Source organism: Nocardioides sp. NPDC000445 (assembly GCF_040300245.1).
Taxonomy (GTDB): domain Bacteria; phylum Actinomycetota; class Actinomycetes; order Propionibacteriales; family Nocardioidaceae; genus Nocardioides.
In genome coordinates this window covers 1-23,850 of sequence record NZ_JBEPDH010000036.1, presented here as the reverse complement: position 1 = coordinate 23,850, position 23,850 = coordinate 1, and the positions used below count along the sequence as shown (strand labels likewise).

The 23,850-nt window shown below is 71.3% G+C and carries 17 protein-coding genes; 8 read left to right on the top strand and 9 right to left on the bottom strand.

What is annotated here, in order from left to right; genetic code table 11:
- Positions 1-34: 34 nt before the first annotated feature.
- Positions 35-2,749, top strand: coding sequence for an ATP-binding protein (locus ABT304_RS29895; RefSeq protein WP_350720964.1), 2,715 nt, complete (start codon positions 35-37; stop codon positions 2,747-2,749).
- 36 nt (positions 2,750-2,785) lie between these two features.
- Here ABT304_RS29895 and ABT304_RS29890 read toward each other — a convergent pair whose 3' ends face one another.
- From ABT304_RS29890 to ABT304_RS29880, 3 genes are read right to left on the bottom strand one after another with little or no spacing between them, the layout of a single operon-like run.
- Complete coding sequence (locus ABT304_RS29890) at positions 2,786-3,805, bottom strand: alpha/beta fold hydrolase (RefSeq protein ID WP_350720962.1); 1,020 nt, start codon at positions 3,803-3,805, stop codon at positions 2,786-2,788.
- A 37-nt stretch (positions 3,806-3,842) separates the two neighbouring features.
- Complete coding sequence (locus ABT304_RS29885; RefSeq protein ID WP_350720960.1) at positions 3,843-3,986, bottom strand: hypothetical protein; 144 nt, start codon at positions 3,984-3,986, stop codon at positions 3,843-3,845.
- Complete coding sequence (locus ABT304_RS29880; protein ID WP_350720958.1) at positions 3,958-4,392, bottom strand: Ohr family peroxiredoxin; 435 nt, start codon at positions 4,390-4,392, stop codon at positions 3,958-3,960. The genes ABT304_RS29885 and ABT304_RS29880 overlap by 29 nt, the downstream gene beginning before the upstream one ends.
- 176 nt (positions 4,393-4,568) lie before the next feature.
- Between ABT304_RS29880 and ABT304_RS29875 the strand changes: the two genes are divergently transcribed.
- Both ABT304_RS29875 and ABT304_RS29870 read left to right on the top strand, forming a co-directional pair.
- Positions 4,569-7,274: an ATP-binding protein gene (locus tag ABT304_RS29875; protein WP_350720956.1), complete on the top strand. Its 2,706-nt coding sequence runs from the start codon at positions 4,569-4,571 to the stop codon at positions 7,272-7,274.
- A 115-nt stretch (positions 7,275-7,389) separates the two neighbouring features.
- Positions 7,390-8,949, top strand: coding sequence for a tannase/feruloyl esterase family alpha/beta hydrolase (locus ABT304_RS29870; RefSeq protein ID WP_350720955.1), 1,560 nt, complete (start codon positions 7,390-7,392; stop codon positions 8,947-8,949).
- 70 nt (positions 8,950-9,019) lie between these two features.
- Here ABT304_RS29870 and ABT304_RS29865 read toward each other — a convergent pair whose 3' ends face one another.
- Entirely contained in the window at positions 9,020-10,225 is a 1,206-nt protein-coding gene (locus ABT304_RS29865) for an ROK family transcriptional regulator (RefSeq protein ID WP_350720953.1), read from the bottom strand.
- 107 nt (positions 10,226-10,332) lie between these two features.
- Between ABT304_RS29865 and ABT304_RS29860 the strand changes: the two genes are divergently transcribed.
- Complete coding sequence (locus ABT304_RS29860) at positions 10,333-13,491, top strand: alpha-N-acetylglucosaminidase (protein ID WP_350720952.1); 3,159 nt, start codon at positions 10,333-10,335, stop codon at positions 13,489-13,491.
- Between the two features lie 49 nt (positions 13,492-13,540).
- Here the strand turns inward: ABT304_RS29860 and ABT304_RS29855 are convergent, their stop codons facing one another.
- Genes ABT304_RS29855 through ABT304_RS29845 form a run of 3 tightly spaced genes read right to left on the bottom strand, consistent with a single transcriptional unit; the run spans position 13,541 to position 16,043 of the window.
- A complete protein-coding gene (locus tag ABT304_RS29855; protein WP_350720950.1) occupies positions 13,541-14,653 on the bottom strand; it encodes a sterol desaturase family protein in 1,113 nt (370 codons plus the stop codon).
- Between the two features lie 47 nt (positions 14,654-14,700).
- Positions 14,701-15,540, bottom strand: coding sequence for a formate dehydrogenase accessory sulfurtransferase FdhD (gene fdhD / locus ABT304_RS29850; protein ID WP_350720948.1), 840 nt, complete (start codon positions 15,538-15,540; stop codon positions 14,701-14,703).
- Positions 15,528-16,043, bottom strand: coding sequence for a DUF294 nucleotidyltransferase-like/CBS domain-containing protein (locus tag ABT304_RS29845; protein WP_350720947.1), 516 nt, complete (start codon positions 16,041-16,043; stop codon positions 15,528-15,530). Before ABT304_RS29845 ends, fdhD begins: the two co-directional genes overlap by 13 nt.
- Positions 16,044-16,142: 99 nt before the next feature.
- Between ABT304_RS29845 and ABT304_RS29840 the strand changes: the two genes are divergently transcribed.
- Both ABT304_RS29840 and ABT304_RS29835 read left to right on the top strand, forming a co-directional pair.
- Positions 16,143-16,793 carry a DUF1345 domain-containing protein gene (locus ABT304_RS29840; protein ID WP_350720945.1) on the top strand — a complete coding sequence of 217 codons (651 nt, stop codon included), beginning with the start codon at positions 16,143-16,145 and terminating at the stop codon, positions 16,791-16,793.
- Between the two features lie 91 nt (positions 16,794-16,884).
- Positions 16,885-17,799 (top strand): hypothetical protein, encoded by a 915-nt coding sequence (locus ABT304_RS29835; RefSeq protein WP_350720943.1) that lies wholly within the window; start codon positions 16,885-16,887, stop codon positions 17,797-17,799.
- Between the two features lie 10 nt (positions 17,800-17,809).
- Here ABT304_RS29835 and ABT304_RS29830 read toward each other — a convergent pair whose 3' ends face one another.
- Complete coding sequence (locus tag ABT304_RS29830; protein ID WP_350720941.1) at positions 17,810-18,211, bottom strand: TIGR03668 family PPOX class F420-dependent oxidoreductase; 402 nt, start codon at positions 18,209-18,211, stop codon at positions 17,810-17,812.
- Positions 18,212-18,290: 79 nt separating this feature from the next.
- On the opposite strand from ABT304_RS29830, the gene ABT304_RS29825 reads away from it, so the two are divergent.
- On the top strand, positions 18,291-19,022 hold the full coding sequence (locus ABT304_RS29825) for a hypothetical protein (protein WP_160023885.1): 732 nt from the start codon (positions 18,291-18,293) through the stop codon (positions 19,020-19,022).
- Here the strand turns inward: ABT304_RS29825 and metH are convergent.
- Entirely contained in the window at positions 19,004-22,708 is a 3,705-nt protein-coding gene (gene metH, locus ABT304_RS29820; RefSeq protein WP_350720939.1) for a methionine synthase, read from the bottom strand. The two genes, ABT304_RS29825 and metH, sit on opposite strands and share 19 nt — an antisense overlap.
- 189 nt (positions 22,709-22,897) lie before the next feature.
- On the opposite strand from metH, the gene ABT304_RS29815 reads away from it, so the two are divergent.
- On the top strand, positions 22,898-23,746 hold the full coding sequence (locus ABT304_RS29815; RefSeq protein WP_350720937.1) for a PAC2 family protein: 849 nt from the start codon (positions 22,898-22,900) through the stop codon (positions 23,744-23,746).
- The last annotated feature ends 104 nt before the right edge of the window (positions 23,747-23,850 follow it).

Here is a 23,850-nt window from a genome sequence, read left to right as displayed (position 1 = left end):
GATCGGCACAGGTGCCCGCTCCTAGACTTCCCGCGTGCTCATCGGACGAGAGGCGGAGCAGCGGGTCGTGGACCGGCTCTTCGCCGGTGCGAGGATCGGCCGCGGTGGCGCGCTCGCGATCACAGGCGAGCCGGGCGTCGGCAAGACCGCGCTGCTCGAGGACGCGCTCGATCGCCTGGAGGGCGTCCAAGTCCTGCGCGCAACCGGTACGGAGGCAGAGCAGGACCTCGCGTTCGCCGGGCTCCACCTCCTGCTCCGTCCGGCGTTCCACCTCCTCGACGCGCTGCCAGATCCGCAGGCAGCAGCACTGAGCCGCGCACTCGCCCTCGAGGCCGGGACCGCCGGCGACCGGTTCGCCATCGGCGCAGCGACCCTCGCGCTGCTGTGCCGGTACGCCGAGCACGCGCCGATCGGCGTCGTCGTCGACGACCTGCAGTGGCTCGACCGACCGTCCGCGGAGGCTATCGCCTTCGCCGCCCGCCGGCTCGACGCAGACCCCGCCGTCGTCCTGCTCGCCGGCCGATCCGGAGCTTGCGACGGCCTCCTCGACGGCCTCGATGTACTGGAGCTGTCAGGCCTGGACCCGGCGGCGTCCGACAACCTCGTGCGCTCTCTGGAGGTCACGCCACCGACCGAGGAGCAGGTGGCGCGGCTGTTCGCAGCGACCGGTGGCAACCCGCTCGCCCTCCTCGAGCTCGGTCGCAACCTCGAGCTTCTCGACGACCGGGCCCCTGGACTCCCGCCGGCGCTGCCCGCCACCCTCGCGGCCGCGTTCTCGCGGCGGTTGGCGGAGCTCGGCCCGGGATCCCGGACGGCCCTGCTCGTTGCCGTGGTCACCAACGGCGACCTCCACCTCACGGGCGAGGTCTGCAAGCGGCTCGGTCTCGACGTCGCCGGCCTCGGTGCCGCCGAGCGCGACGGGCTGGTCGTCGTGACGAGCAGCCGCATCGACGTACGACACCCGCTCGTCCGCGCGGCCGTCTACGCCGAGGCCGACGAGACTCTCCGTCGATCCGTCCATGTCGCTGTGGCCGACATGCTGCCGGACGATGCGGAGCGTCGGGCGTGGCACCTGGCGGAGGCGGCCTGGGGTCCCGACCCGCAGGTGTCGGGGCTGCTCGAAGCCGCTGCCGACAGCGCGACAGCCCGTTCGGCGTACACCGTCGCGAGCACTGCCTACGAGCGCGCCGCGCGGCTGAGCACGGACACCGAGCGGTGGCACCTCCTGCTGTGCGAGGCTGCCGAGGCAGCATGGACCGGAGGGCGTCAAGACCGAGCGGTCGCCCTGCTCGACGAGATCGAGACCCGGCCCGTCCCAAGCGGCACCCGCTCGCGCACCCTGCGGATTCGGGCGCAGATCGCCGCGCGGAGCGGGTCGGTCGCCGACGCCGTCCGCATCCTCGAGCGGGCGGCGCCCGACGCGCCCACTCCCGATGACACCGTGCTCCTCCTCGCCGAGGCGCTGCACGCTGCCTTCTACCTGGCCGACGCAGCGGTATCGATGCGCCTCGCCACCTCACTGCTGGCCGCGGTCGCCGGCGCCGAATCGCCCCGCGCCCGCGCCATCGGGCTCGCCGCGGCGGGGATGGCGAAGGTGCTCAGCGGCGAGGGCGGGCTGGCGGAGATCCAGGCGTCGGTTCCGCTGCTGGCCGCGCACGCCGACCCGGTCGAGCATCCCGAGGCGCTGCCGTGGCTGCTGACGACACCGTTGTTCCTCCGCGACGCGGAGACAGGAGCCGACCTGCGCCGGATCGTCGACGACGTACGGTCCCGCATGGGCGTCGGTCTGCTTCCCAACGTGCTGTTCCACGTCGCCCGGGACCAGGCGACGTCGACTTCCTGGTCCCGAGCCGCAGCCAACTACGAGGAGGCGATCCGGCTTGCGCGCGAGACCGGCCAGGGCACGGACCTCGCCATGTCCCTCGCCGGGCTGGCGTGGCTCGAGTCCCGACAGGGTCGGGGCGACGCCTGCCGGGAGCATGCGACCGAGGCCGTCCGACTGTGCACCCGGCGGGGCATCCGGATGGGCGAGGCCTGGTGTCTCTACGCCGTCGGCGACCTCGAGCTCGCGGAGGGCGACCCCCGAGCCGCCACGAGCACGTTCCTCGACCTCTCGCGGCGGCTCGACGAATGGGGCATCGCCGACCCCGACCTCTCCCCCGGCGCGGAGCTGGTGGATGCCCTGCTCCGCCTCGGCCGGCCCGCCGAGGCGGAGGCCGAGGCCCAGCGGTACGCGGCCGCGGCACGCACGAAGGGCCGACCCTGGTCGGTCGCTCGGGCGCACCGGGCGTTGGGAACCGTGGCGGACCAGCAGTCCTTCGACGAGCACTTCGAGTCGGCCATCGAAGGTCACGCTGACACCCGCGACCTCTTCGAGGCCGCGCGGACCCACCTCGCGTACGGCGGCCGGCTCCGGCGCGCGGGACGCCGCGTCGACGCCCGCTCACACCTGCGTACGGCGCTCGAGTCCTTCGACGACCTCGGCGCCGACCCGTGGGCCCGGACCACCGCGGCCGAGCTGGAGGCGACGGGCGAGAAGGTGGCGAGGCGGGAGGCGGCGGGGACGGCGTCCCTGACACCGCAGGAGCTGCAGGTCTCGCTGCTCCTCGCCGAGGGCCGCACGACTCGTGAGACCGCGGCCGCCCTCTTCCTCAGCCCGAAGACCGTCGAGTACCACCTGCGGAAGGTCTACACGAAGCTGGACATCCACTCGCGCGCCGAGCTCGCCGAACAGCTCCTCGGCTCGTGAGGGTCACACCTCGCCCTGCGGGTCATTATGCCGACCTCACAACCTGTCCGCGTCGAGGACCGCGCGAGCGAAGTCGGCCGGCGCCTCCTGGGGGACGTTGTGGCCGATCCCCGGGAACGTGCGGTGCTCGTACGGGCCGGTGAAGTGGTGGCGGTAGCCCGCTCCGTCTCCGGCCGGCGTGAAGGGATCGGCGGCCGGGTCGATGGTGATCGTCGGCACCGCGATCGGCGGGGCCGCCGCGAGCTTACGCTCCAAGGCGTCGTAGCGGCGGGCACCGTCGGCCAGACCGAGGCGCCAGCGGTAGTTGTGCAGCACGATGTCGACGTAGTCGGGATTGCTGAACGCCGCGGCCGTGCGGGCGAAGGTGGCCTCGTCGAACGCCCAGGTCGGGGAGTTGAACCGCCACACCAGTCTGGCCAGGTCGGTGCCGATCTTCGGATCGGCGAGGCCCTTCGCGCCGCGCTCGGTGGAGAAGTAGTACTGGTACCACCAGGCCCATTCCGAGGCCGCGGCGATCGGGTCGCGCTGGGCCTCACGGTTGGTGATCAGGTAGCCGGTCACCGACACCAGCGCCTTGACGCGCTGGGGCCAGATCGCGGCGATGATGTCGCCCGTCCGCGAACCCCAGTCGTAGCCGGCGATCACGGCCCGGTCGATCCGCAGCGCGTCCATGAAGTCCGTGATGTCGAGGGCGATCCTGGACTGCTGTGCGTTGCGGAACGTGTCGGGTGAGCGGAACGTCGTCGTGCCGAAGCCCCGGAAGTACGGCACGAGGGCCCGGTAGCCCTGCTTCGCCAGGATCGGCGCGACCTCGGCATAGCTGTGGATGTCGTAGGGCCAGCCGTGCAGCAGGATCACCGGCTGGCCGTCGCGGGGCCCGAGGTCGACGTACCCGACGTCGAGCTCGCCGGCATCGATCTGGAGGACGTCCGCGAACGACGTGCTCGCTCGTCCAGGGCGTACCGGTCGAGCAGCCGCCATCTCCCCTGTCGCTGCCAGCGCCGCTGTCGAGGTCGCGGCCAGGCCGACCGCCTTGGCAAAGGTCCTGCGGTTCATCATGGTCATTCCGTCTTTCGCTCGGGTCTCGATGTGGTCACACCTGGAACGGGTTCGGGCCCTCGAACCAGCCCAGGGCCGCGTACGCATCGCGGATGAGGGCCTGGGCGGCCCGGCCGAGCGCGTCGCTCGGCTCGGGCCGCCACTCGTCCTCAGGCGACGCGGGCGAAGAAGTCCACATCGACATTGCCGGTGATCGCCTTCGAGTACGGGCAGATCTGGTGGGCACGCTTGGCCAGCGTGCCGATGGTCTCCTCGTCCAGCCCGCCGACGACGATCTCGAGCTCGGCGCTGAGGAAGAACTCCTCGGTCGGGTCGGTCGTCTCGGCGTGGTTGAGGGTGACGTTCGCGGTCACCCGGATGCTGTCGAACCGGATCCGCTCCTCGGCGGCCGCCCGGCGGAAGGCACCCATGAAGCAGGCCGACCAGCCCGCGGCGAAGAGCTGCTCGGGGTTGGTGGCGCCGCCGGCGCCGCCGAGCTCCTTCGGGATGGCCAGGCCGAGATCGATGAGGCCGTCGGGGGACGCGAGGTGGCCGCCGTTGCGCCCCTCGCCGGTCGCGGTCACGGTGCCGGTGTAGCTCGCCATGTCACTTCTCCTTGTGGTTCTGGGTGGCTGTTGGTGGGTGTTGCTCGGTGACGTGACGACTTTCGCCGGGGACTCACGGGCCCGGCGCCAGGGATACCCACTGGTCGACTCCCTGGGCGACCCGGGAGAATGAAGGGGCTCCACTGGTGATGACCGACTCGAGGTGTCGATTGAAGATGGGGATGCCCCTCACGGGGCGGCGGGCCGAGCAGGAGGCATTGGACCGGCTGGTCCGCGGCGTCCGAGCGGGCGAGAGCCGAGTGCTCGTCCTGCGTGGCGAGGCCGGCACCGGCAAGACCGCACTGCTCGACTACCTCGCCGACCGGGCCGGGGGCCGGGTGATCCGAGCCGCGGGCGTCGAGCCCGAGTCGGAGATCGCGTACGCCGGCCTGCAGCAGCTCTGCGCTCCCCTGCTGGATCATCTGGACCGGCTCGCCGAGCCGCAGCGTCAGGCGCTCTCCACCGCCTTCGGCCTCAGCGCCGGCGATCCCCCGGAGGCCCTTGTGGTCGGGCTCGCGGTGCTCGGGCTGCTGGCGGAGGCCGCGGCCGACGAGCCGTTGGTGTGCGTGGTGGACGACGTGCAGTGGCTCGACCGGATGTCGGAGGTGATCCTCACCTTCGTCGCCCGCCGGCTCGACGCGGAGTCGGTCGCGCTCGTCTTCGGGGTGCGCAGTCCTGACGACGAACAGCTGCTGCCGGACCTTCCGGAGCTGCGGATCGAGGGGCTGGCCGACGCCGATGCCAGGCTCCTGCTCGAGTCCGTGCTCCCGGGACCCGTCGATGCCCGGGTCCGTGACCAGATCGTCTCGGAGACCCGCGGGAACCCGCTCGCGCTGCTGGAGCTACCACGCGGTCTCACCCCGGCGGAGCTGGCGTTCGGGTTCGACGGCCAGAGCGCCAAGCCCGTGGCCAGCCGCATCGAGCAGGGCTTCCAGGAGCGCATCGCCACGCTCCCCGAGCAGACCCGTCGGCTGCTGCTCACCGCGGCCGTCGAGCCGGTCGGCGACGTCACCCTGCTGTGGCGCGCGGCCGAGCGACTCGGGCTCGACATGGACGCCGCCGCCCCGGCAGAGGACGCCGACCTGATCTCGATCGGGACCAGGGTCCGGTTCCGCCATCCACTGGTCCGCTCGGCCAGCCGGCGCTCGGCCGGGCCCGCCGCCCTCCGGGCGGTGCATCACGCGCTCGCGCAGGTGACCGATCCCGCGCAGGACCCCGACCGGCGGGCCTGGCATCGCGCACACGCCGCGATCGGCCCGGACGAGACCGTCGCCGCCGAGCTCGAGGAATCCGCCGACCGGGCGTTGGCACGGGGCGGACGGGCCGCTGCGGCCGCATTCCTCGAGCGGGCGGTCGAGCTCACCACCGACCCGGCGACACGAGCCGGGCGCGCCCTGGCCGCGGCCGAGGCGCGGTTCGCCGCCGGGGCGATCGCGAAGGCCGCGCAGCTGCTCGACACCGCCGAGATCGGGCCTCTCGACCCTGCCCAGCTCGCCCAGGTGCAGCGTCTGCGCGCCCGCCTGGCGTTCGCGCTCAACACCGGACGGTCCGTGGTGCCGCCGCTCCTCGAGGCCGCCGGTCGCCTGGAGGAGCTCGATGACGGGCTCTCCCGCACGACATACCTGGCTGCCATCGCGGCCGCGATCAACGCGGGAAGGCTGGGCGGCGACGATCTGCGCCGGGCCGCCCTGGCGGGACGCGGCGCTCCTCGTGGCGAGGATGCGGTCGGTCGTCTGCTGACCGGGCTGAGCACCTGGGTGCTCGACGGCCACGCCGCCTCCGTGTCCCTGCTCGCCGACGCCGTCGAGGAGATCGGGATGGAGACCGATCTCGAGCTGGCCTGGCTGAGCAGCGCGGTGACCCACGAGATCTGGGACTCCGGGGCCTACTTCGGGCGCTCCGAGGACCTGCTGAGCCACGCCCGCGCCAGCGGGCGGCTGTCGTTGCTGGCGGCCACGTTGAGCTTCCGTGCCACCGCTCTGATCCACGCCGGCCGCTTCGAGGAGGCCGCCACGATCCTCGATGAGGCCGACACCCTCGGTGCCATGGTCGGCGTGGAGCCCCATCCCGCGAGCGCGGTGATCCTGGCCGCCTACCGCGGACGCGAGGAGGAGGCGACGGCTGTCATCGACGCCGCCCTCGGCTACGCGCGATCGTCCGGGGTCGGCTGGAACCTGGGGGTCGCGGCGTACAGCCGAGCCGTGCTGTCGAACGGTCTCGGTCGCTACCGCGAGGCGCTCGCGGCAGCGCAGGAGGCCATCGAGTTCGAGGACCTGGCGGTGATGCAGTGGGCTCTGACGGAGCTCGTCGAGGCGGCAGCCCGCAGCAGGGCCGACGACGTCGCCGCGGCGGTGCGCGACCGGCTCGTCGCACGCACCTCGGTCGTCGACTCGCCGTGGGCACGCGGCACGACGGCCTATGCCCACGCGCTGACCGACACATCCGGCGAGAGCGAGAAGCACTACCGCACGGCGATCGACGAGCTCACCTCGGCGGGCATGACGCTGCACGCGGCTCGGGCTCAGCTCCTCCTGGGCGAGTGGCTGCGCCGGGAGAACCGTCGCACCGAGGGTCGTCAGCAGCTCCAGGCGGCACATGAGCTGTTCGCGAGCATCGGCGCCGAGGCCTTCGCCGAGCGAGCAGCCCGGGAGCTGGCGGCGACGGGCGGGGTCGCCCGGACACGTACGCGCGGAGCCGAGGTCGACCTCACCGCGCAGGAGGCCCAGATCGCGCGGCTGGCCGCTGCCGGACGGACCAACCCGGAGATCGGCGCGGTGCTGTTCCTCAGCCCACGGACCGTCGAGTGGCACCTGCGCAAGATCTTCACCAAGCTCGACATCTCCTCGAGGCGGGAGCTGGCCGCGGCACTGCGCGACCAGTGAGCCGGGCACCGGCCAGGGTGCACCCCAGGGCATCACCCTGGTGCCCGACGGGCACCCATGCCGGAAGTCTCCTCCTGTGCCCGAACCGAGCGGGCCCATGACGAGGAGAGAGACGATGAAGAGACTGCTGCTGGTAGCCGCCGGGCTGCCGTTGGCTGCTGCGCTGACGGCGGTGCACCCCGGCGCCGCCGCTGCCGAGAGGCCCCCGGCCGTGGCCGACAGCTGCGTGGCACCCGACCTGGTGCCGCCCCCGGACGCGCGGATCCTGTCGGTCAGCGCCGTACCGAAGCAGGGCGGCACCTTGACCTACCCGCCCCAGCCCGGAGCGACCGAGCCGCCCCCACCGGTCACCGACGTCCCGCCCTACTGCCAGGTGGACGTGACGCTCACCCACGGCTCGGCCGGCGACCGGGAGCTGATCCAGGTCTGGCTCCCCGCGACCGGCTGGAACGGCCGCTTCCAGGCTCTCGGAGGTAGCGGCTACCTCGGCGGCGACTTCGGCCCGAGCCTGCCGGCCGCGGTCAAGGCCGGGTACGCCGTCGGCACGACCGACGCCGGCGCAACCCCGACCACCGGCTTCACCGCCGACTGGGCGCTCACCGACGACGGCCAGGTCAACAAGACGGTGCTGAAGAACTTCGCCGAGCGCGGACCGCACGAGCTGGCCGTCCTCGGCAAGGCGATCACGAAGGACTTTTACGGCCGCGCGGCGCACCACGCGTACTGGAACGGCTGCTCGACCGGTGGACGCCAGGGCTACATGGAGGCCCAGCGGCACCCGGGCGACTTCGACGGGATTCTCGCCAACGCCCCCGCGATCTCCTGGGACCGCTTCGCCGTCGGTGACCTGTGGCCGTACGTCGTGATGAACGAGGAGGACAACCACCTCGCGCCCTGCGAGCTCAACGCCTTCACCGCAGCCGCGACGGCCTCCTGCGACGGTGACGACGGAGTCGTCGACGGGATCGTCGGCAGCTCCATCGCCTGCGACTTCGACCCGGCATCGCTGGTCGGCGAGAAGGTCCTGTGCGACGGCGAGGAGCTGACCATCTCCGCCCGCGACGCGGCCGTGGTCGAGAAGATCTGGGAGGGCCCTCGGGCTGCCGATGGGAAGCGGCTCTGGTTCGGGCTGACCCCCACCGCCAACCTCGGCTACCTGGCCGGCCCGGCGCCGTTCCCGGTGGCGTCGTCGTGGGTGCAGAACCTGCTCGTGAAGGACCCCGCCTTCGACACCTCCACCATCACCTACGCCGACTACGAGAGGCTGTTCGCCCAGTCCGTCGACGAGTACCACAAGGTCATCGGCAGCGACGACACCGATCTGTCGGGCCTGCGACGCTCCGGCGCCAAGCTGTTGACCTGGCACGGCGGTGACGACCAGCTCGTCCCGCTGGCGGGCACGCTGCGCTACCGCGAGAAGGTCGCCAGGCGCTACGGCGACATCGACGACTTCTACCGCGTCTTCGTCGCGCCCGGTGCCTCGCACTGCCAGGCCGGAGCCGGCCCCGCGCCGACGGATCCGCTGGGCGCCTTGGTGAAGTGGGTCGAGAAGGGCCACGCCCCGACCACCCTGGCAGCGACCTCGGTGGCCTCCGACGGGACGACCACCGAGCGCGACATCTGCCTCTACCCGAGGACCAGTCACCTCAGCGGTGACTCCTTCACCTGCCGCTGAACCGGAGACCCGCCTGTGGCCGGAGCGCCTGCTCCGGCCACAGGCGGGTCGAGGGTGACCGAGCGGTGGCTCAGCCGCTCGCGGGCTGCGCGCGTGGGTCGAGGGCGCCCCAGACCTGCGTGACCGCGAGTCGTACAGCGCCCGAGACGACGGCGTCGTCGACCAGCGGCGAGAGCTGGACCTCCGGAACGTTGACCAGCAGGTCGCGAAGTTCGGAGACGACGGCGTCGCGCAGCACCTCGCCGGCACGCGCGACTCCCCCACCGATGACCACGGCATGCGGGTCGAGCACGAGCATCGCCGGGGCAACGGCCCGCGCGAAGGTCCTCGCCACGTCACGCACGACGCCGAGCGCCTCCTCCTCACCCTCCGCGGCGGCATCGAAGACCTCGGATGCGCGGGTGGCCCGGGAGTGGGCCCGGGCGATCGCGGAGCCCGCCACCGCTCGTTCCAGGGGCCCGCGGCCGTCGCTCTGCTTCGCCGGCGCGGCTCCGCCCGGAGTGATGAAGCCGACCTCCCCGGCGGCTCCGGCGCCCCGGTGGACGCGGCCATCGATGACGACGCCGGCCCCGAGCCGCTCGCCCCAGTGGATCGCCAGGATCGTGTCGGGGTTCTGGCCGGTGTCGGCGCCTCGACCGGCGGCGATCGCGAGGGCGGCGAGGTTGGCGTCGTTGTCCACGAGGACACCGCAGTCGACGAGCCCGCGTACGTGGCCCACGAGGTCGACGTCGGCCCACCCCGGGATGCTCGGTACGTGCACGACCCGCCCCGTCTCGGCGTCGACGACTCCGGGGGTGGCGACCACGACGGCCCGCAGCTCCTGCGCGGCCACGCCCGCCCCACCCAGCGCTGCCGCGACGACCTCGTCCACGACGTCGAGCAGCTCGTCCGCCGACCACCCGGGCCCGTACTCGTGCGCCCGGCGTCGTTCGCTGGCGAGCCACTCGCCCGCGGCGTCCGCCACGGCAGCGGTGACGGTGTGAGGTCCCACGTCCAGCCCGAGGACCGGCGCCGCCCGGCCACGGAGGGCGACGCGGATGGCCGGTCTCCCCGGGCCGCGGTCACGCTGGTCCGGGTCGTGCTGCTCGAGCCAGCCGCCGGCCAGGAGCTCGTCGACGACCTGGGCCACCGTCGGCCGGGTCAGCCCGGCTCGCTCGGCGATCTCGGCGAGCCGCAGCGCCGCCGGCGATGCGCTCCGTAGGACGTCGAGCACCGTCGCGACGTTCATCGACCGCAGCCGAGCCGTCCCGACCGTCGATCCCATCGCTGTGGTCACGCCTCTTGTGCCTCTCTCGTTCCGGTGTTAAAAAAGGTCCGTTCTAAATTATCAAACCGACGGTTCCACCACCCCGCCGCCCTCCTCCTCGCAGAGAAGAGTTGACCGTGACCGTACCTTCCCGCATCGCCCATCGGGCGATCTACCGGCCGCCCACCACCATCGTCGCGCTCGCCGCCCTGGCCCTGGCCCTGACGGCGAGCGCGACGACCATGCTGGCGACGGCGAGGCCCGGCGCCGCTGCCCCGGCCCGCATCACCGCCGGCGCCCTCGACGCGTCGGCGCATGAGGAGGCGGCCGGCGAGCTCCTCGAACGAGCGATCGGCGACGCCGCCTCCCAGGTGACTCTCGACCTCGTACCTGCCGATGACGACGGCTCGGAGACCTTCACCATCTCCGGCCGGCCCGGCCGGATCACGGTGGCGGCCACCAGTCCCGTGGCGCTCACCGCGGGCGCGGGCTGGTACCTCAAGCACGTCGTGCACGCCGGGGTGAACCTCGGCAACCCGACCCCGAGCGTCCCCGACCGGCTGCCTGCGCCGGCGACGCGGATCGTCAAGCAGGCCCACGAGGCCAACCGGTTCGTCTTCAACGACACCAACGAGGGCTACACCGACCCCTACCTCGACTGGGAGGGCTGGCAGGAGCTGCTCGACAACTACGCGCTCCACGGGGTGAACCAGGTCTATGTCGGCGTCGGCACCGACGCGGTCTATCACGAGCTGTTCCAGCGGTACGGCTACACGGACGCCGAGATGAAGGCCTGGATTCCGCAGCCCGCCCATCAGCCGTGGTGGCTGCTGCAGAACATGTCCTCCTCGCAGGAGCCGATGACCCAGCAGCAGCTGGACGAGCGCGCCGACCTCGGTGCGCGGATCGTCAAGCGGACCAAGGAGCTCGGCATGACCCCGGTGCTCCCGGGCTACTTCGGCACCGTCCCGACCGACTTCGAGACCCGCAACCCGACGGCCGAGGTCGTGCCACAGGGCGACTGGGTCGGCTACCAGCGACCGGGCTGGCTCGACCCCACGAACCCGGTGTTCGCCGAGGTAGCGGCCGACTTCTATCGCATCTCGGCCGAGATGCTCGGCGCGGCCGGCGGCTACAAGATGGATCCGCTGCATGAGGGCGGCCGGCCCGGTGACGTACCCGTCGCCGCGGCGGCGACCGCGATCCAGGATGCTTTGAGGGCCGCGCACCCGGAGGCACTGTGGGTGATCCTCGGCTGGCAGAACAATCCCTCCGCGGCTCTCCTGTCCGGCATCACCGACAAGAGCCGCCTGCTCATCGTCGACGGGCTCTCCGACCGGTACGCCGACTTCGACCGGGAGACGAAGTGGCCCGGGGCGCCGTACGCCTTCGGCTCGATCTACAACTTCGGCGGTCACACCACGATGGGGTCCAACAGCCAGGTGTGGCTGAACCGCTATTTCGCCGCCCGCGCCAAGGCGGGCTCGAACCTCGTCGGCGTGGCGATCATGCCTGAGGGCTTCTACAACAACCCGGTGTCGTACGAGCTGCTCGCGGAGCTGCCGTGGCTCGACGCCAAGCCCGACCTCGGCGAGTGGCTGCGGACGTACGCGCTCGGTCGCTACGGCACCGACGCCGCCGCCGGCGCCTGGGACGTCCTCGGCAGAACCGCGTACGCGACGCCCGCCAACGGCTGGTCGGAGTCGCAGGACAGCCTGTTCACCGCCGAGCCCAGCCTGTCGGCGAACCGCTCCGCGGAGTGGTCCCCCGGGTTCGCCCGCTACGACCTGGCCGCCTTCGAGGCAGCCCTGCCGGAGCTCGCGGAGGCCGCCCCCTCGGTCGCGCAACGGGAGGCCTACCGCTACGACCTGACCGACACGACCCGTCAGGTCATCGCCAACCGCAGCCGAGCGCTCCTGCCCGAGATCGCCGCGGCGTACCGGGCGAAGGATCTGGCGACGTTCGACACGCTGACCGCGGCCTGGCTGCGGCTGATGTCCCGGCTCGACACCGTCCTCGCCGCCGACGACGACTTCCTCCTCGGGCCGCGGCTGGAGAGTGCCCGCACCGAGGGTGGCGCCGTCGCCGAGCACGACCTGCTCAACATTCTCACCGCCTGGGGTCACCGGGCCGGCTTCGACAGCGGCCTCGGCGACTATGCGAACCGGGAGTGGCAGGGTCTCGTCGGCGACTACTACGCCAGTCGCTGGAAGCACTACTTCACGACCCTGCGTACGGCCCTCACCTCGGGTCAGGCACCGGCCGCGACCGACTGGTTCTCGTTCGCCGAGAAGTGGGCGAACGCCTCGCACCGCTTCCCGACGAAGGCCTCCGGCGACCCGGTCTCGCTGGCTCGGGAGACGATCGCCGACCTGGCGACCGACCCGTCGTCGACCCGGGTCGCCATCTCGGCCTCCGGCGCCGTCCGCCCGACGGCACCTGCGACGGTGACGACGACCGTGACCAACACGAGCGGGCTTCCTGGCGGGATCGACTCGGCCACCGTCACGCTCGAGACCCCAGAAGGGCTCGACGCCGAGGCCACCTCGCCGACGACGGTGTCGGCGATCGGCCCGGGCGAGAGTCGTACAGTCACCTGGCGCGTGTCGGTCGCCCCGGGTGGGTCACCGGACGTGCTCGCCACGCTGAAGGCGACCACCACGTTCACATCCGGCGGAGACACCAGCACGCGCACCACCAGCACCCGCGTGCTCGTGGGCGACGCTCCGGGCGACCCGTGGCGTACCTTCGCCAGCACCGACTCGTCGATGGCGACGAACGGAGACCGCATCGCCCTCTCGACCCGGGGTGCCGACATGTGGGGCACGACGCTGCAGTTCGGCACGGCGTATCGGGACAACGCGATGGTCGACGGCACCTCGGTCACCCTCGCGGTGGACCAGCAGGACAGCGAGGGCTCCCGCCCCTGGGCGCGCTCCGGGATCCTGGTGAGCTCGGACCTGTCGCGGGCGCAGTCACCGGGCACGGTCAACCTCGCCGTCACGCCGGCCAACGGCTGCGTGCTGTCCTGGAGCCCGGGCACGACCGGGTCGCTGTCGCAGTTCGTCCAGAACCGCACCTTCGCCGCTCCCGTCTGGCTCCGCCTGACGCGCACCGGCTCGACCTACACCGGCGAGTGCAGCGCCGACGGTACGACGTGGACGACCGTGGGGACGGCGACGCCGGGTGGCACCGTGTCGGCGCCCGACGTCGGCCTCTTCTCCTCGGCCGCCAACTCAGGCGGTGCGGACCGGCTGACGACGGTGTTCTCCGGCTGGTCGATCCGCACGCCCTGAGCGCGGTCACGCCCGGGGATGCCGCTGAGCTCGCTCAGCGGCATCCCCGTCAGCGGACGTGGTCCTGATAGGTCCGCGCCCCCAGGAACGGAGCGACGTGCTGGGCGAGGATCCCGACCGGAACGGTCTCGCGCTTGAGGACGCCGTACTCCTCGGGCCAGCTGCCGTCGCGCGGCAGCTTGAAGGAGCCCATCAGCATGTCGATCACCGGCAGGTGGATGGCGTAGTTGCGGTCCCAGTAGTCGAGGTGCCGGGCGTGGTGCCAGTGGTGGTAGCGGGGCAGCACGATCAGATACTCGAGAAGGCCGAACCGGATGCCGACGTTGGCGTGGGCGACGACCGCCTGGATGCCGACCAGCACGGCGTACGCGTTGACGACCGAGGTCGAGAAGCCGAGGAACAGCAGCGGCAGCAGCACGATGCTGCGGGTCAGCACGGTCTCGACGAAGTGGACCCGGGAGCCGGCCAGCCAGTCGAGCTCCGGGCTGGAGTGGTGGACCGCGTGGAAGCGCCACAGCACCATGATCCGGTGGTAGCAGCGGTGCAGCACCGCCTGGGCGAGGTCGGCGAGGAAGACCGCGAGCAGGAAGGCCACGACGAACGGGAGGCCGTCGATCCAGGCCTGTACGCCCGGCACCTTCACCGACGCGACCACCAGCGACGTCGAGGTGGTGACCAGGATCAGGATGAGCTGGACCAGGACGTGGCTCATGAAGAAGTAGCAGGCGTCGGTGCGCCAGCCGGGTCGGAAGACCGGCAGCGGGCGGCGGGCGAAGGCGTGCTCGAGCGGGATGAAGACCAGCGCGGAGAAGAACAGGGCGAGCACAAACCAGTCGAGGCCGAGCGAGAACGGCGAGTCCTCGACCGGGCCGTCGAACGGGACATCTGTGCCGCCGAGCAGCACCGCGGCGGTCGCCGTGCCGACGCCGATGAAGGCCATCGGCTTGTGCTGGTCGCGCAGCACCGCGATCGTGCCGGCGAAGAAGGCGGCCGCGAGGCCGACGAGCAGCAGCGTACGCGCGAAGTCCTCGGTGTAGACGGCGCGGAACTCACGGGTGGTCAGCAGCTCCGGGAAGTGGAAGCAGAGCACCGTGGCCAGGCTCAGGACGCCCAGGAAGCACGAGGCGGCCGGCGCGAACAGGTGGTGGCGCAGCAGGGACATGGCTGCAGTCTTGTCACTGCCCGCCCACCGCGCCTGAGCTCACGTACTCAATTGACGGCGAGGACGGGCTCCAGGCGGTCGGTGCCCGCGTAGATGTTCATCGAGGAGCCGCGCAGGAAGCCGACCAGGGTGAGGCCGTTGTCGTCGGCCAGGTCGACGGCGAGCGAGGAGGGGGCCGAGACGGCCGCGAGCAGCGGGATGCCGGCCATCACAGCCTTCTGGACGAGCTCGAACGAGGCGCGCCCGCTCACCATCAGCATGCTGTTGCGCAGCGGCACCATGCCCTCGCGCAGCGCATGCCCGATCACCTTGTCGACCGCGTTGTGCCGGCCGACGTCCTCGCGTACGCAGAGCAGGTTGCCCTCCCCGTCGAAGAGCCCGGCCGCGTGCAGGCCGCCGGTGCTGTCGAAGACGCGCTGCGCCTCCCGCAGCCGCTCCGGGAGGATGCTCAGGAGCTCGGGCGTGACTCGCAAGGTATCCTCCGCGACCGACCACGCCGAGGACGTACGTACCGCCTCGAGGGACGCCTTCCCGCACAGTCCGCACGAGGAGGTCGTGTAGAAGCTGCGCTCCAGGGAGGCGTCGGGCGGCGGGACGTGGGCGGCCAGGCCGACGTCGACCACGTTGTAGGTGTTGCCGCCGTCGGCGGTGGCACCGGCGCAGTAGCGCACGCTCGCGACGTCGTCGGCGGAGTGCACGACGCCCTCGCTGACCAGGAACCCGACAGCCAGGTCGAAATCGCCGCCAGGGGTGCGCATCGTGACGGTCAGCGGCCGGCCGTTGACCCTGATCTCCATCGGCTCCTCCGCGGCCAGCTTGTCCGGCCGTCGCGAGATCACGCCGTCGCGTACCCGCAGCACAGGCCGCCCAACCGTCACTCGTCCCATGTCAGCTCCTGTCGTGTGGGTTCCTCAGAGGTCATGGTCTGGCGAGCCCTCGCGTGGACGCCGGCGTCGCAGCAAAAACCCCGGCTGGTGCGCTTGAGACAGAGGAGCCCGACACAGCGGCCATCCTCGACCACGGCCAGCCTGCGGCACCGGTTGCCGATCATCCACACCCAGGTCTCCCAGAGGTCGGCGCCGGGGGCGACCGTGCGGCCCCGCAGCGTGCCCATCGCCCTGGCCGGTCCGTCCCCGCTCGCGCCGACCTCGTGCGGTTCGATGACCGTCAGCAGCCGTTCACCGTCGACGACGAGCGCCGCGTGCACGTGGTCGTCGTCGAAGAGATCGCGTACGTCGCGACCGGTCGCCGTGGCCGGGAGCAGCTTCGGCCGGCGGACCATGGCATCGGCCACGGTCGCCTCGCCGGACGCGTACGCCACCCGGCCGCCGCCGAACTCGACCCCACCCTGCTTGCGGGTGGTCGACTCCTCGATCCTGCTGAGGGGCACCTGTCCTCTTCTCGTTCGTGCTGCCGGTCCTGATGACACCACGGTACGCCGCGCCCGCCGCAGCCGTCCGCCGGGCGAGACGACGGGTAGCCTGCAGGCGTGAGTCGGACGAGTTCGCAGACGCCTCTCCCCTCGGCTGCCGGGGTCCGGCTGGCCGGCTCGCTGGTGGCCGGAGCGATGGCGGCCGCGGCCGGCGTACTGCTCGTCGACGCGCAGATCGGCACCCTTCTCGCGGTGGCGGTCGTCCATGCCACGTTCGTCGCCTCCGGCTGGATCGCGCTGTGGCCGCTCGACGCCGACACGACCCGCGCCAACACCCGCCGCGAGGACTTTCGGCCCGCGGCCGAGGAGCTCGTCGTGGTCGCCATCTCGCTGTGCGGGCTGCTCGGGATCGTGATGCTCCTGGTCGTCGGCCACTCCGCCCAGGGCCGCCTCGCCGCGGCGGTCGCGCTCGTCGGCGTCTTCCTGGCCTGGGCGAGCCTGCATCTGATGTACGCCGCGCGCTACGCACACCTCTACTACGACGGCGACGCCGGCGGGATCGACTTCAACTCCGGCGACAAGCCCGCCTACCGCGACTTCTTCTACTTCAGCTACAACCTCGGGATGACCTACCAGGTCTCCGACACGTCGGTGACCAGCTCCCGGATCCGCGCCGTCGTGCTGAGGCACACGTTGCTGTCGTACGTCTTCGGTGCGGTGGTGCTGGCGAGCACGATCAACCTGGTGGCCGGGATCGCAGCTGGCTGACGCCCGGGTGCCACCAGATGAGCCGTCGACTCGGCACGGCATCGCCCAGCCACGTACGATCTGCCTACCTACGACGGGTGCCGGAGGTTCCGTGAACGAGATCCAGCTCAGCGACCTGAGTCTTGGACGCCATATCGCCCAGGGCTCTCAGGGCCGCATCATCGAGCTGGCCGACCACCCCGGGACGGTCGCGAAGCTGTACCGCACGCGAGAGCTCGGCCTCGTGGACGGCCGTGCCCTGGCGGAGCTGGTACGGATCCGCGGGCTCGTCGAGAGCGAGGGCCTGCAGGTGGACCACTTCGCCGCCTGGCCGCACACGGTCGTGCTCGACGGGCTACGCACCGCCGGCTTCCTGATGCAGCGGGTCCACGAGCCGTTCCTGGCTGGGTTCGGTCCCGCCACCGCGCTCGCTGAGCTGGGCCTTCTCGTGGACACGGGTGACGTACGCAGCCCCGGGATCTACGAGCGGGTGCTGCTGATGCGGGCGCTGGCCGCGGTGATGGACGCGCTGCACCGGCAGGGGCTCGTCCTCGGCGACCTCTCGCCGCGCAACATCGCCTGGTCGGTGGCGCCGATCCCCCGGGTGATGCTGCTCGACTGCGACGGGATCCGGCCGGCCGGCGAGGACGGCGTCCTGCCGCCCGCCGACACCCGCGGGTGGGAGGACCCCACCAACCTCGGCATGCCGCCGACCGCCGACAGCGACCGCTTCAAGCTAGCCCTGACGATCGCCCGCGTGCTCACCGGCGACCGCAACGCCGCCCCCGCGCTCCGGCCCGACCTGACCTTCGCCGGCGAGGCAGGCATCCTGGTCGGTCCGCTGACCCGGCTGATGGACCAGGCCGCCGGTCCTCCCGGGCTGCGCCCGACCGCGTCGCAGTGGGCCACCGTCCTGGACGTACGCAGCCCCTGGGCCGGCATGGCCCCGCCGGCACCTGCGGCCATGCGCTCCCGCGGTCCGTCTCCCAGCGGGGAGATCCTGCGCCCCTTCCGACGCTCACGCTGACCCCGAGGCCTCAGGTCACCGACCAGCCGGACCACCGGGCGACCTCGATGACGATCACCGGCCCGGCCGGCGGCTGGGCGCGGTAGTCGGCGTACTTCGCGACCAGCGGGTCGAGGTCGTAGGACGCGTGCACCCGCGCGACACCGTCGGCACGTGCCCACCACAGCTGCGACCAGTCGTCGTCATAGGCGTCGACCAGGAGCGACACCGCCGGGTTCGCCGCGATGTCCTCGAGCCGCCGCAGCCGGGTGGTCGACTTGGGCTTGTGGTCGACCGCGGTGAGGATCTTCTCGCCCACCAGCGCGAACACGATCGGCACGATCCGGGGCACGGCATCGGCCGAGACCGTCGCCAGCCGCGCCACCCGGGCGGCGGCGAACCGCTGCCTGGCCCACTCCTCCTCGTGTCGCACCGTCCGAGCCTATCCGCGGTCGCCGAGTGCGGCCACGAGCCGGATACGGTGTCCCGCATGGCTTCCGATCTCCTCCCTCGTGCTGCCTGCTGAGGCCGAGCGGCTGCTCACCGTCGACCTGGTCGAGTGGCTCGCCGACCTGGTCGATCCGGCGCTGCTCCGGCAGGAGTCACCGAAGGCGCGGCTGCAGGGCCTACGCAGCGCGGTCGTCCACCGGATCGGGGTCAACGAGGCCTCCGCGCTGCTGCACTTCCGCGACGGGCTCGAGCACAACCCGCTGCCGCTGCGCGACCAGGACGGCCTGCGGCTGGTGCTGGTCACCAGCCGCGGCGAGGACCTGGCCGTCGACGACGTCGAGTTCGCCGACTGGAGCCGCGACGACGACTGCCAGCGCTGCCGGACGGCGCTGGAGAGCTGGGCGCCGCCTGCCTTCGACAACGGTGCACGGATCACGTCCGTCGGCGGTCTGCACATCGCCTACGACCACGCCGACCGCGCCGGCATGGAGCCCGAGGAGCTCCTGGCCCGGCTCCGGCCCGCGGTCGCCGAGGCCAATGCCGCCCTCGGCACCTGGGACGCCTCCACGGTCGGCGCGTACTGGTATCCGGCCACCGAGACCTGGGCCCACGTCATCCCGCTGAGGCTCGACCGGGAGCGCGACCCGGTGGCAGGTGTGCTCACCCGCCACCCGGACGGCTACCACCTCGTCACGATCCTGACGCGGCGTACGGCGTTCTGGAACGTTGTCAGCGTCGGTCAGGTCCCGCCGGCGTGGCTGGACAACCCCGAGGATCAGTCCTCCGGGTCGTAGCCCAGGTTCGGCGACAGCCAGCGCTCGGCCTCGGTCATCGTCCAGCCCTTACGCCGGGCATAGTCGGCGACCTGGTCCTGACCGATACGGCCGACGACGAAGTACTGCGAGTCGGGGTGACCGTAGTAGAGGCCCGAGACCGAGGCGCCCGGCCACATCGCCATCGACTCGGTGAGCTCGATGCCGGTGTTCTTCTCGACGTCGAGGAGAGACCAGATGGTCTGCTTCTCGGTGTGGTCGGGGCAGGCCGGGTAGCCCGGAGCGGGGCGGATGCCGGAGTACTTCTCGGCGATCAGGTCCTCGTTCGCGAGCTTGCCCTCGTCGGCGGCGTAGCCCCAGAACTCGGTGCGTACGCGCTCGTGGAGCCGCTCCGCGAACGCCTCGGCGAGGCGGTCGGCGAGAGCCTCCAGCAAGATCGCGGAGTAGTCGTCAATCGCGTCCTTGAACGCCTTGACCCGCTCGGGCAGGCCGATCCCGGCGGTCACCGCGAAGGCACCGACGTGGTCGGCCCCCTCGCCGACCGGCGCGACGAAGTCGGCCATCGACTTGTTGGAGATCCCGTCGCGGTGCTGGCCCTGCTGACGCAGCTGGAACAGCGTGGCACGCTCCTCCGTGCGCGAGTCGTCGGCGTAGACGACCACGTCCTCACCGGTCGAGTTGGCCGGGAAGAGGCCGTAGACGCCGCGCGCCTCGAGCCACTTCTCCTCGATGATCTTGTCGAGCATCTCCTGCGCGTCGTCGTAGAGCTTGCGCGCGGCCTCGCCGGTCGCCGGGTTGTTGAGGATGTCGGGGAAGCGCCCCTTCATCTCCCAGGCGTTGAAGAACGGCTGCCAGTCGATGTAGTCCCGCAGCTCCGCGATCGGGTACTCCAGCAACGTGTGTACGCCGGTCTGCGCCGGCTTCGCCGGCAGCAGCGAGTAGTCGATCTCGGGCTTGTTGGCCTTCGCCTGGACGTACGTCAGGGACACCCGCTCGCGTCGCTCGGCGTGCCGCGCGCGCAGCGAGTCGTAGTCGACCTTGACCTCGGCCATCAGCTTCTCGCGCCGGCCGGCGTCGAGGAGAGCAGCCGCGGTCGGCACCGAGCGGGAGGCGTCCTTGACCCAGACGACGGGGCCGTCGTAGGCCTTGTCGATCTTGACCGCGGTGTGGGCCCGCGAGGTGGTGGCACCGCCGATCAGCAGCGGCAGGTCGAGCCCGACCCGCTGCATCTCGGTCGCGAAGCCGACCATCTCGTCCAGGCTCGGGGTGATGAGGCCGGAGAGGCCGATGATGTCGGCGTCGTGCTCCTTGGCGGCGTCCAGGATCTTCTGGGCAGGCACCATCACGCCGAGGTCGATCACCTCGTAGTTGTTGCACTGCAGCACGACCCCGACGATGTTCTTGCCGATGTCGTGGACGTCGCCCTTGACCGTGGCCATCACGATGGTGCCGTTGTTGGTCTCGGCATCACCGGGCTGCTTCTCGGCCTCGATGAACGGGATCAGGTAGGCGACCGCCTTCTTCATGACCCGGGCGCTCTTGACGACCTGCGGGAGGAACATCTTGCCGGCACCGAACAGGTCGCCGACGACGTTCATGCCGTCCATCAGCGGCCCCTCGATGACCTCGATCGGACGGCCACCACGAGCCGAGATCTCGGCGCGGAGCTCCTCGGTGTCGGCCTCGACGTAGGCGTCCAGGCCCTTGACCAGCGCGTGGGTGATCCGCTCGCCGACCGGCAGCTCGCGCCAGGCCTCGGCCTTGGCCTCCGCCTCGGGCGAGTCCTTGTTGTACTTCGAGGCGATCTCGAGCAGCCGCTCGGCGGCGTCGGCGCGCCGGTTGAGCACGACGTCCTCGATCCGGTCCCGCAGCTCGGGGTCGACCTCGGAGTAGGGCACCAGCGCGCCGGCGTTGACGATGCCCATGTCCAGGCCCGCCTCGATCGCGTGGTAGAGGAAGACCGCGTGGATCGCCTCGCGCACCGGGTTGTTGCCGCGGAAGGAGAAGCTCACGTTGGAGATGCCGCCGGAGACCTTCGCCCCGGGGAGGTTCTGCTTGATCCAGCGAACCGCCTCGATGAAGTCCACGCCGTACGTCGCGTGCTCCTCGATCCCGGTCGCGACCGCGAACACGTTCGGGTCGAAGATGATGTCGTCGGGGTCGAAGCCGACCTCGTCGACGAGGATCCGGTAGGCCCGCTCGCACACCGCGATCCGGCGCTCGTAGGAGTCGGCCTGGCCGTCCTCGTCGAAGGCCATCACGACCGCCGCGGCGCCGTAGCGCTTGCACAGCTCGGCGTGCTCGACGAAGGACTCCACGCCCTCCTTGAGCGAGATCGAGTTGACGATCGGCTTGCCCTGGACGAGCTTGAGGCCGGCCTCGATGACCTCCCACTTGGAGGAGTCGATCATGATCGGGACCCGGGAGATGTCGGGCTCGGAGGCGACCAGGGTCAGGAACCGGGTCATCGCCGCGACCCCGTCGATCATGCCCTCGTCCATGTTGACGTCGATGACCTGGGCGCCGTTCTCGACCTGCTGCGCGGCCACGGAGAGCGCGGTGTCGAAGTCGCCGGCCTTGATCAGGTTGCGGAACTTCGCCGACCCGGTGATGTTGGTCCGCTCCCCCACGTTGACGAAGAGGCTCTCCTCGGTCACGGTGAACGGCTCCAGGCCGGAGAGCCGCAGCGCGGGCTCGACCTCGGGGACGTCGCGCGGCGCGACCCCCTCGACCTGCTTGGCGATCTCGGCGATGTGGGCCGGCGTGGTGCCGCAGCAGCCGCCGACCAGGTTCACGAACCCGGCGGTGGCGAACTCGTGGACGTGCCCGGCCGTGTCCGTGGGGCCCTCGTCGTACTCGCCGAAGGCGTTCGGGAGCCCCGCGTTGGGGTAGCAGGAGACGAAGGCGTCCGCGACGCGGGCGAGCTCGGCGATGTAGGGGCGCATCTCCTGGGCGCCGAGCGCACAGTTGAGGCCGACCAGGAGAGGATCGGCGTGGCGTACGGAATCCCAGAACGCCTCGGTGACCTGCCCCGACAGGGTGCGGCCGCTGGCGTCGGTGATCGTCCCGGAGATCACGACCGGCCAGCGGCGGCCGTACTCCTCGAAGACCTGCTGGACGGCGAAGATCGCCGCCTTGGCGTTGAGGGTGTCGAAGATCGTCTCGATGAAGATCAGGTCCGAGCCGCCCTCGAGGAGCGCGCGGGTGGCGTCGGCGTAGGCGTCGCGGAGCTGCTCGTAGGTGACGTTGCGGGCGCCGGGGTCGTTCACGTCCGGGCTGATCGAGGCCGTACGCGTCGTCGGCCCGAGCGCGCCGGCGACGTAGCGCGGCTTCTCCGGGGTCGAGTAGATGTCCGCGGCCGCACGAGCCAGGCGCGCCGCCTCGAAGTTGATCTCGTAGGCGAGGTCGGCCAGGTCGTAGTCGCTCAGCGAGACCGCGTTGGCGTTGAACGTGTTGGTCTCGATGATGTCGGCGCCGGCCTCGAGGTATTCGCGGTGGATGCCCTCGATGATCTGCGGCTGAGTCAGGTTGAGCAGGTCGTTGTTGCCGATGAGGTCGGTGGGCCAGTCCTTGAACCGCTCGCCGCGATAGCCGGCCTCGTCGGGACGGTCACGTTGGATCGCAGTGCCCATCGCACCGTCGAGCACCATGATCCGCTCCTTCAGGGTGGCGGTCAGGGTCTCGGTGACATCAGGGCGCAGACTCACTCTTGTTTCCTCTCCCGGGCGGGCACGGTGGTGTGCACGGCTTTGCCTGAAACACGCTACGGCGTAGGTGCCCGGGCTATGCCATTTCATTCCGAATCCTGACACCGGGAGTCCACCAGGTGGGAATTGTGAAGGTGTACGCAGGGTGAACGACGCCGACTCCCTGGTCCCGGTGACTAGGGTGGAGGTGTGATCGAGATCGAAGAGACCCGCGACCTGGTCGATCCTGTGGTGATCGCCGCGTTCGAGGGCTGGAACGACGCGGCCGATGCCGCTTCCGGCACGGTTGACCATCTGATGGACGTCTGGCACGCGCGGGTGGTGGCCGAGATCGATCCCGAGGACTTCTACGACTACCAGGTCAACCGCCCGGTCACCGGCACCGACGAGAACGGCTTCCGTTCCATCACCTGGCCCACCACCCAGGTCGCCGTCTGCTCCCCGCCCGACCTGGACCGCGACATCATCCTGGTGCGCGGCATCGAGCCCAACATGCGCTGGAAGCAGTTCGTCAGCGAGATCCTGGAATGCGTCGACGACCTCGGCGGCCAGCTCGTGGTGACCCTCGGCGCGCTCCTCGCCGACGCTCCGCACACCCGGCCGATCCCGGTCTCCGGCACCGCCACCGAGCCCGACCTCGTCGACCGGCTCAAGCTCGACTCGCCGTCCTACGAGGGCCCGACCGGCATCGTCGGCGTCCTGCAGGAGGCCTGCGTCCAGTCCGACATCCCCGCGGTCTCCTACTGGGCCGCGGTCCCCCACTACGTGGCCGCCCCGCCCTGCCCCAAGGCCACCCTCGCGATCGTCAACAAGCTCGAGGACCTCCTGCAGTGCTCGATCCCCCTCGGCGACCTCCCCGAGGACGCCCGAGCCTGGGAGCGCGGCGTCAACGACCTCGCCGAGGAGGACGAGGACGTCTCCGACTACGTACGCTCCCTGGAGGAGGCCCGCGACACCGCCGACCTCCCCGAGGCCAGCGGCGACGCCATCGCCCGGGAGTTCGAGCGCTACCTCAAGCGGCGTACCGACGACTCATAACAGCCGAGGCGTCACCCCCGTCGGCCGAGATGTCCTACGAGAGGTACGTCGAGGCCGAGGCCGACGTCATCGTGGCCATCGGCGGCGGCTCCTGCATGGATGCC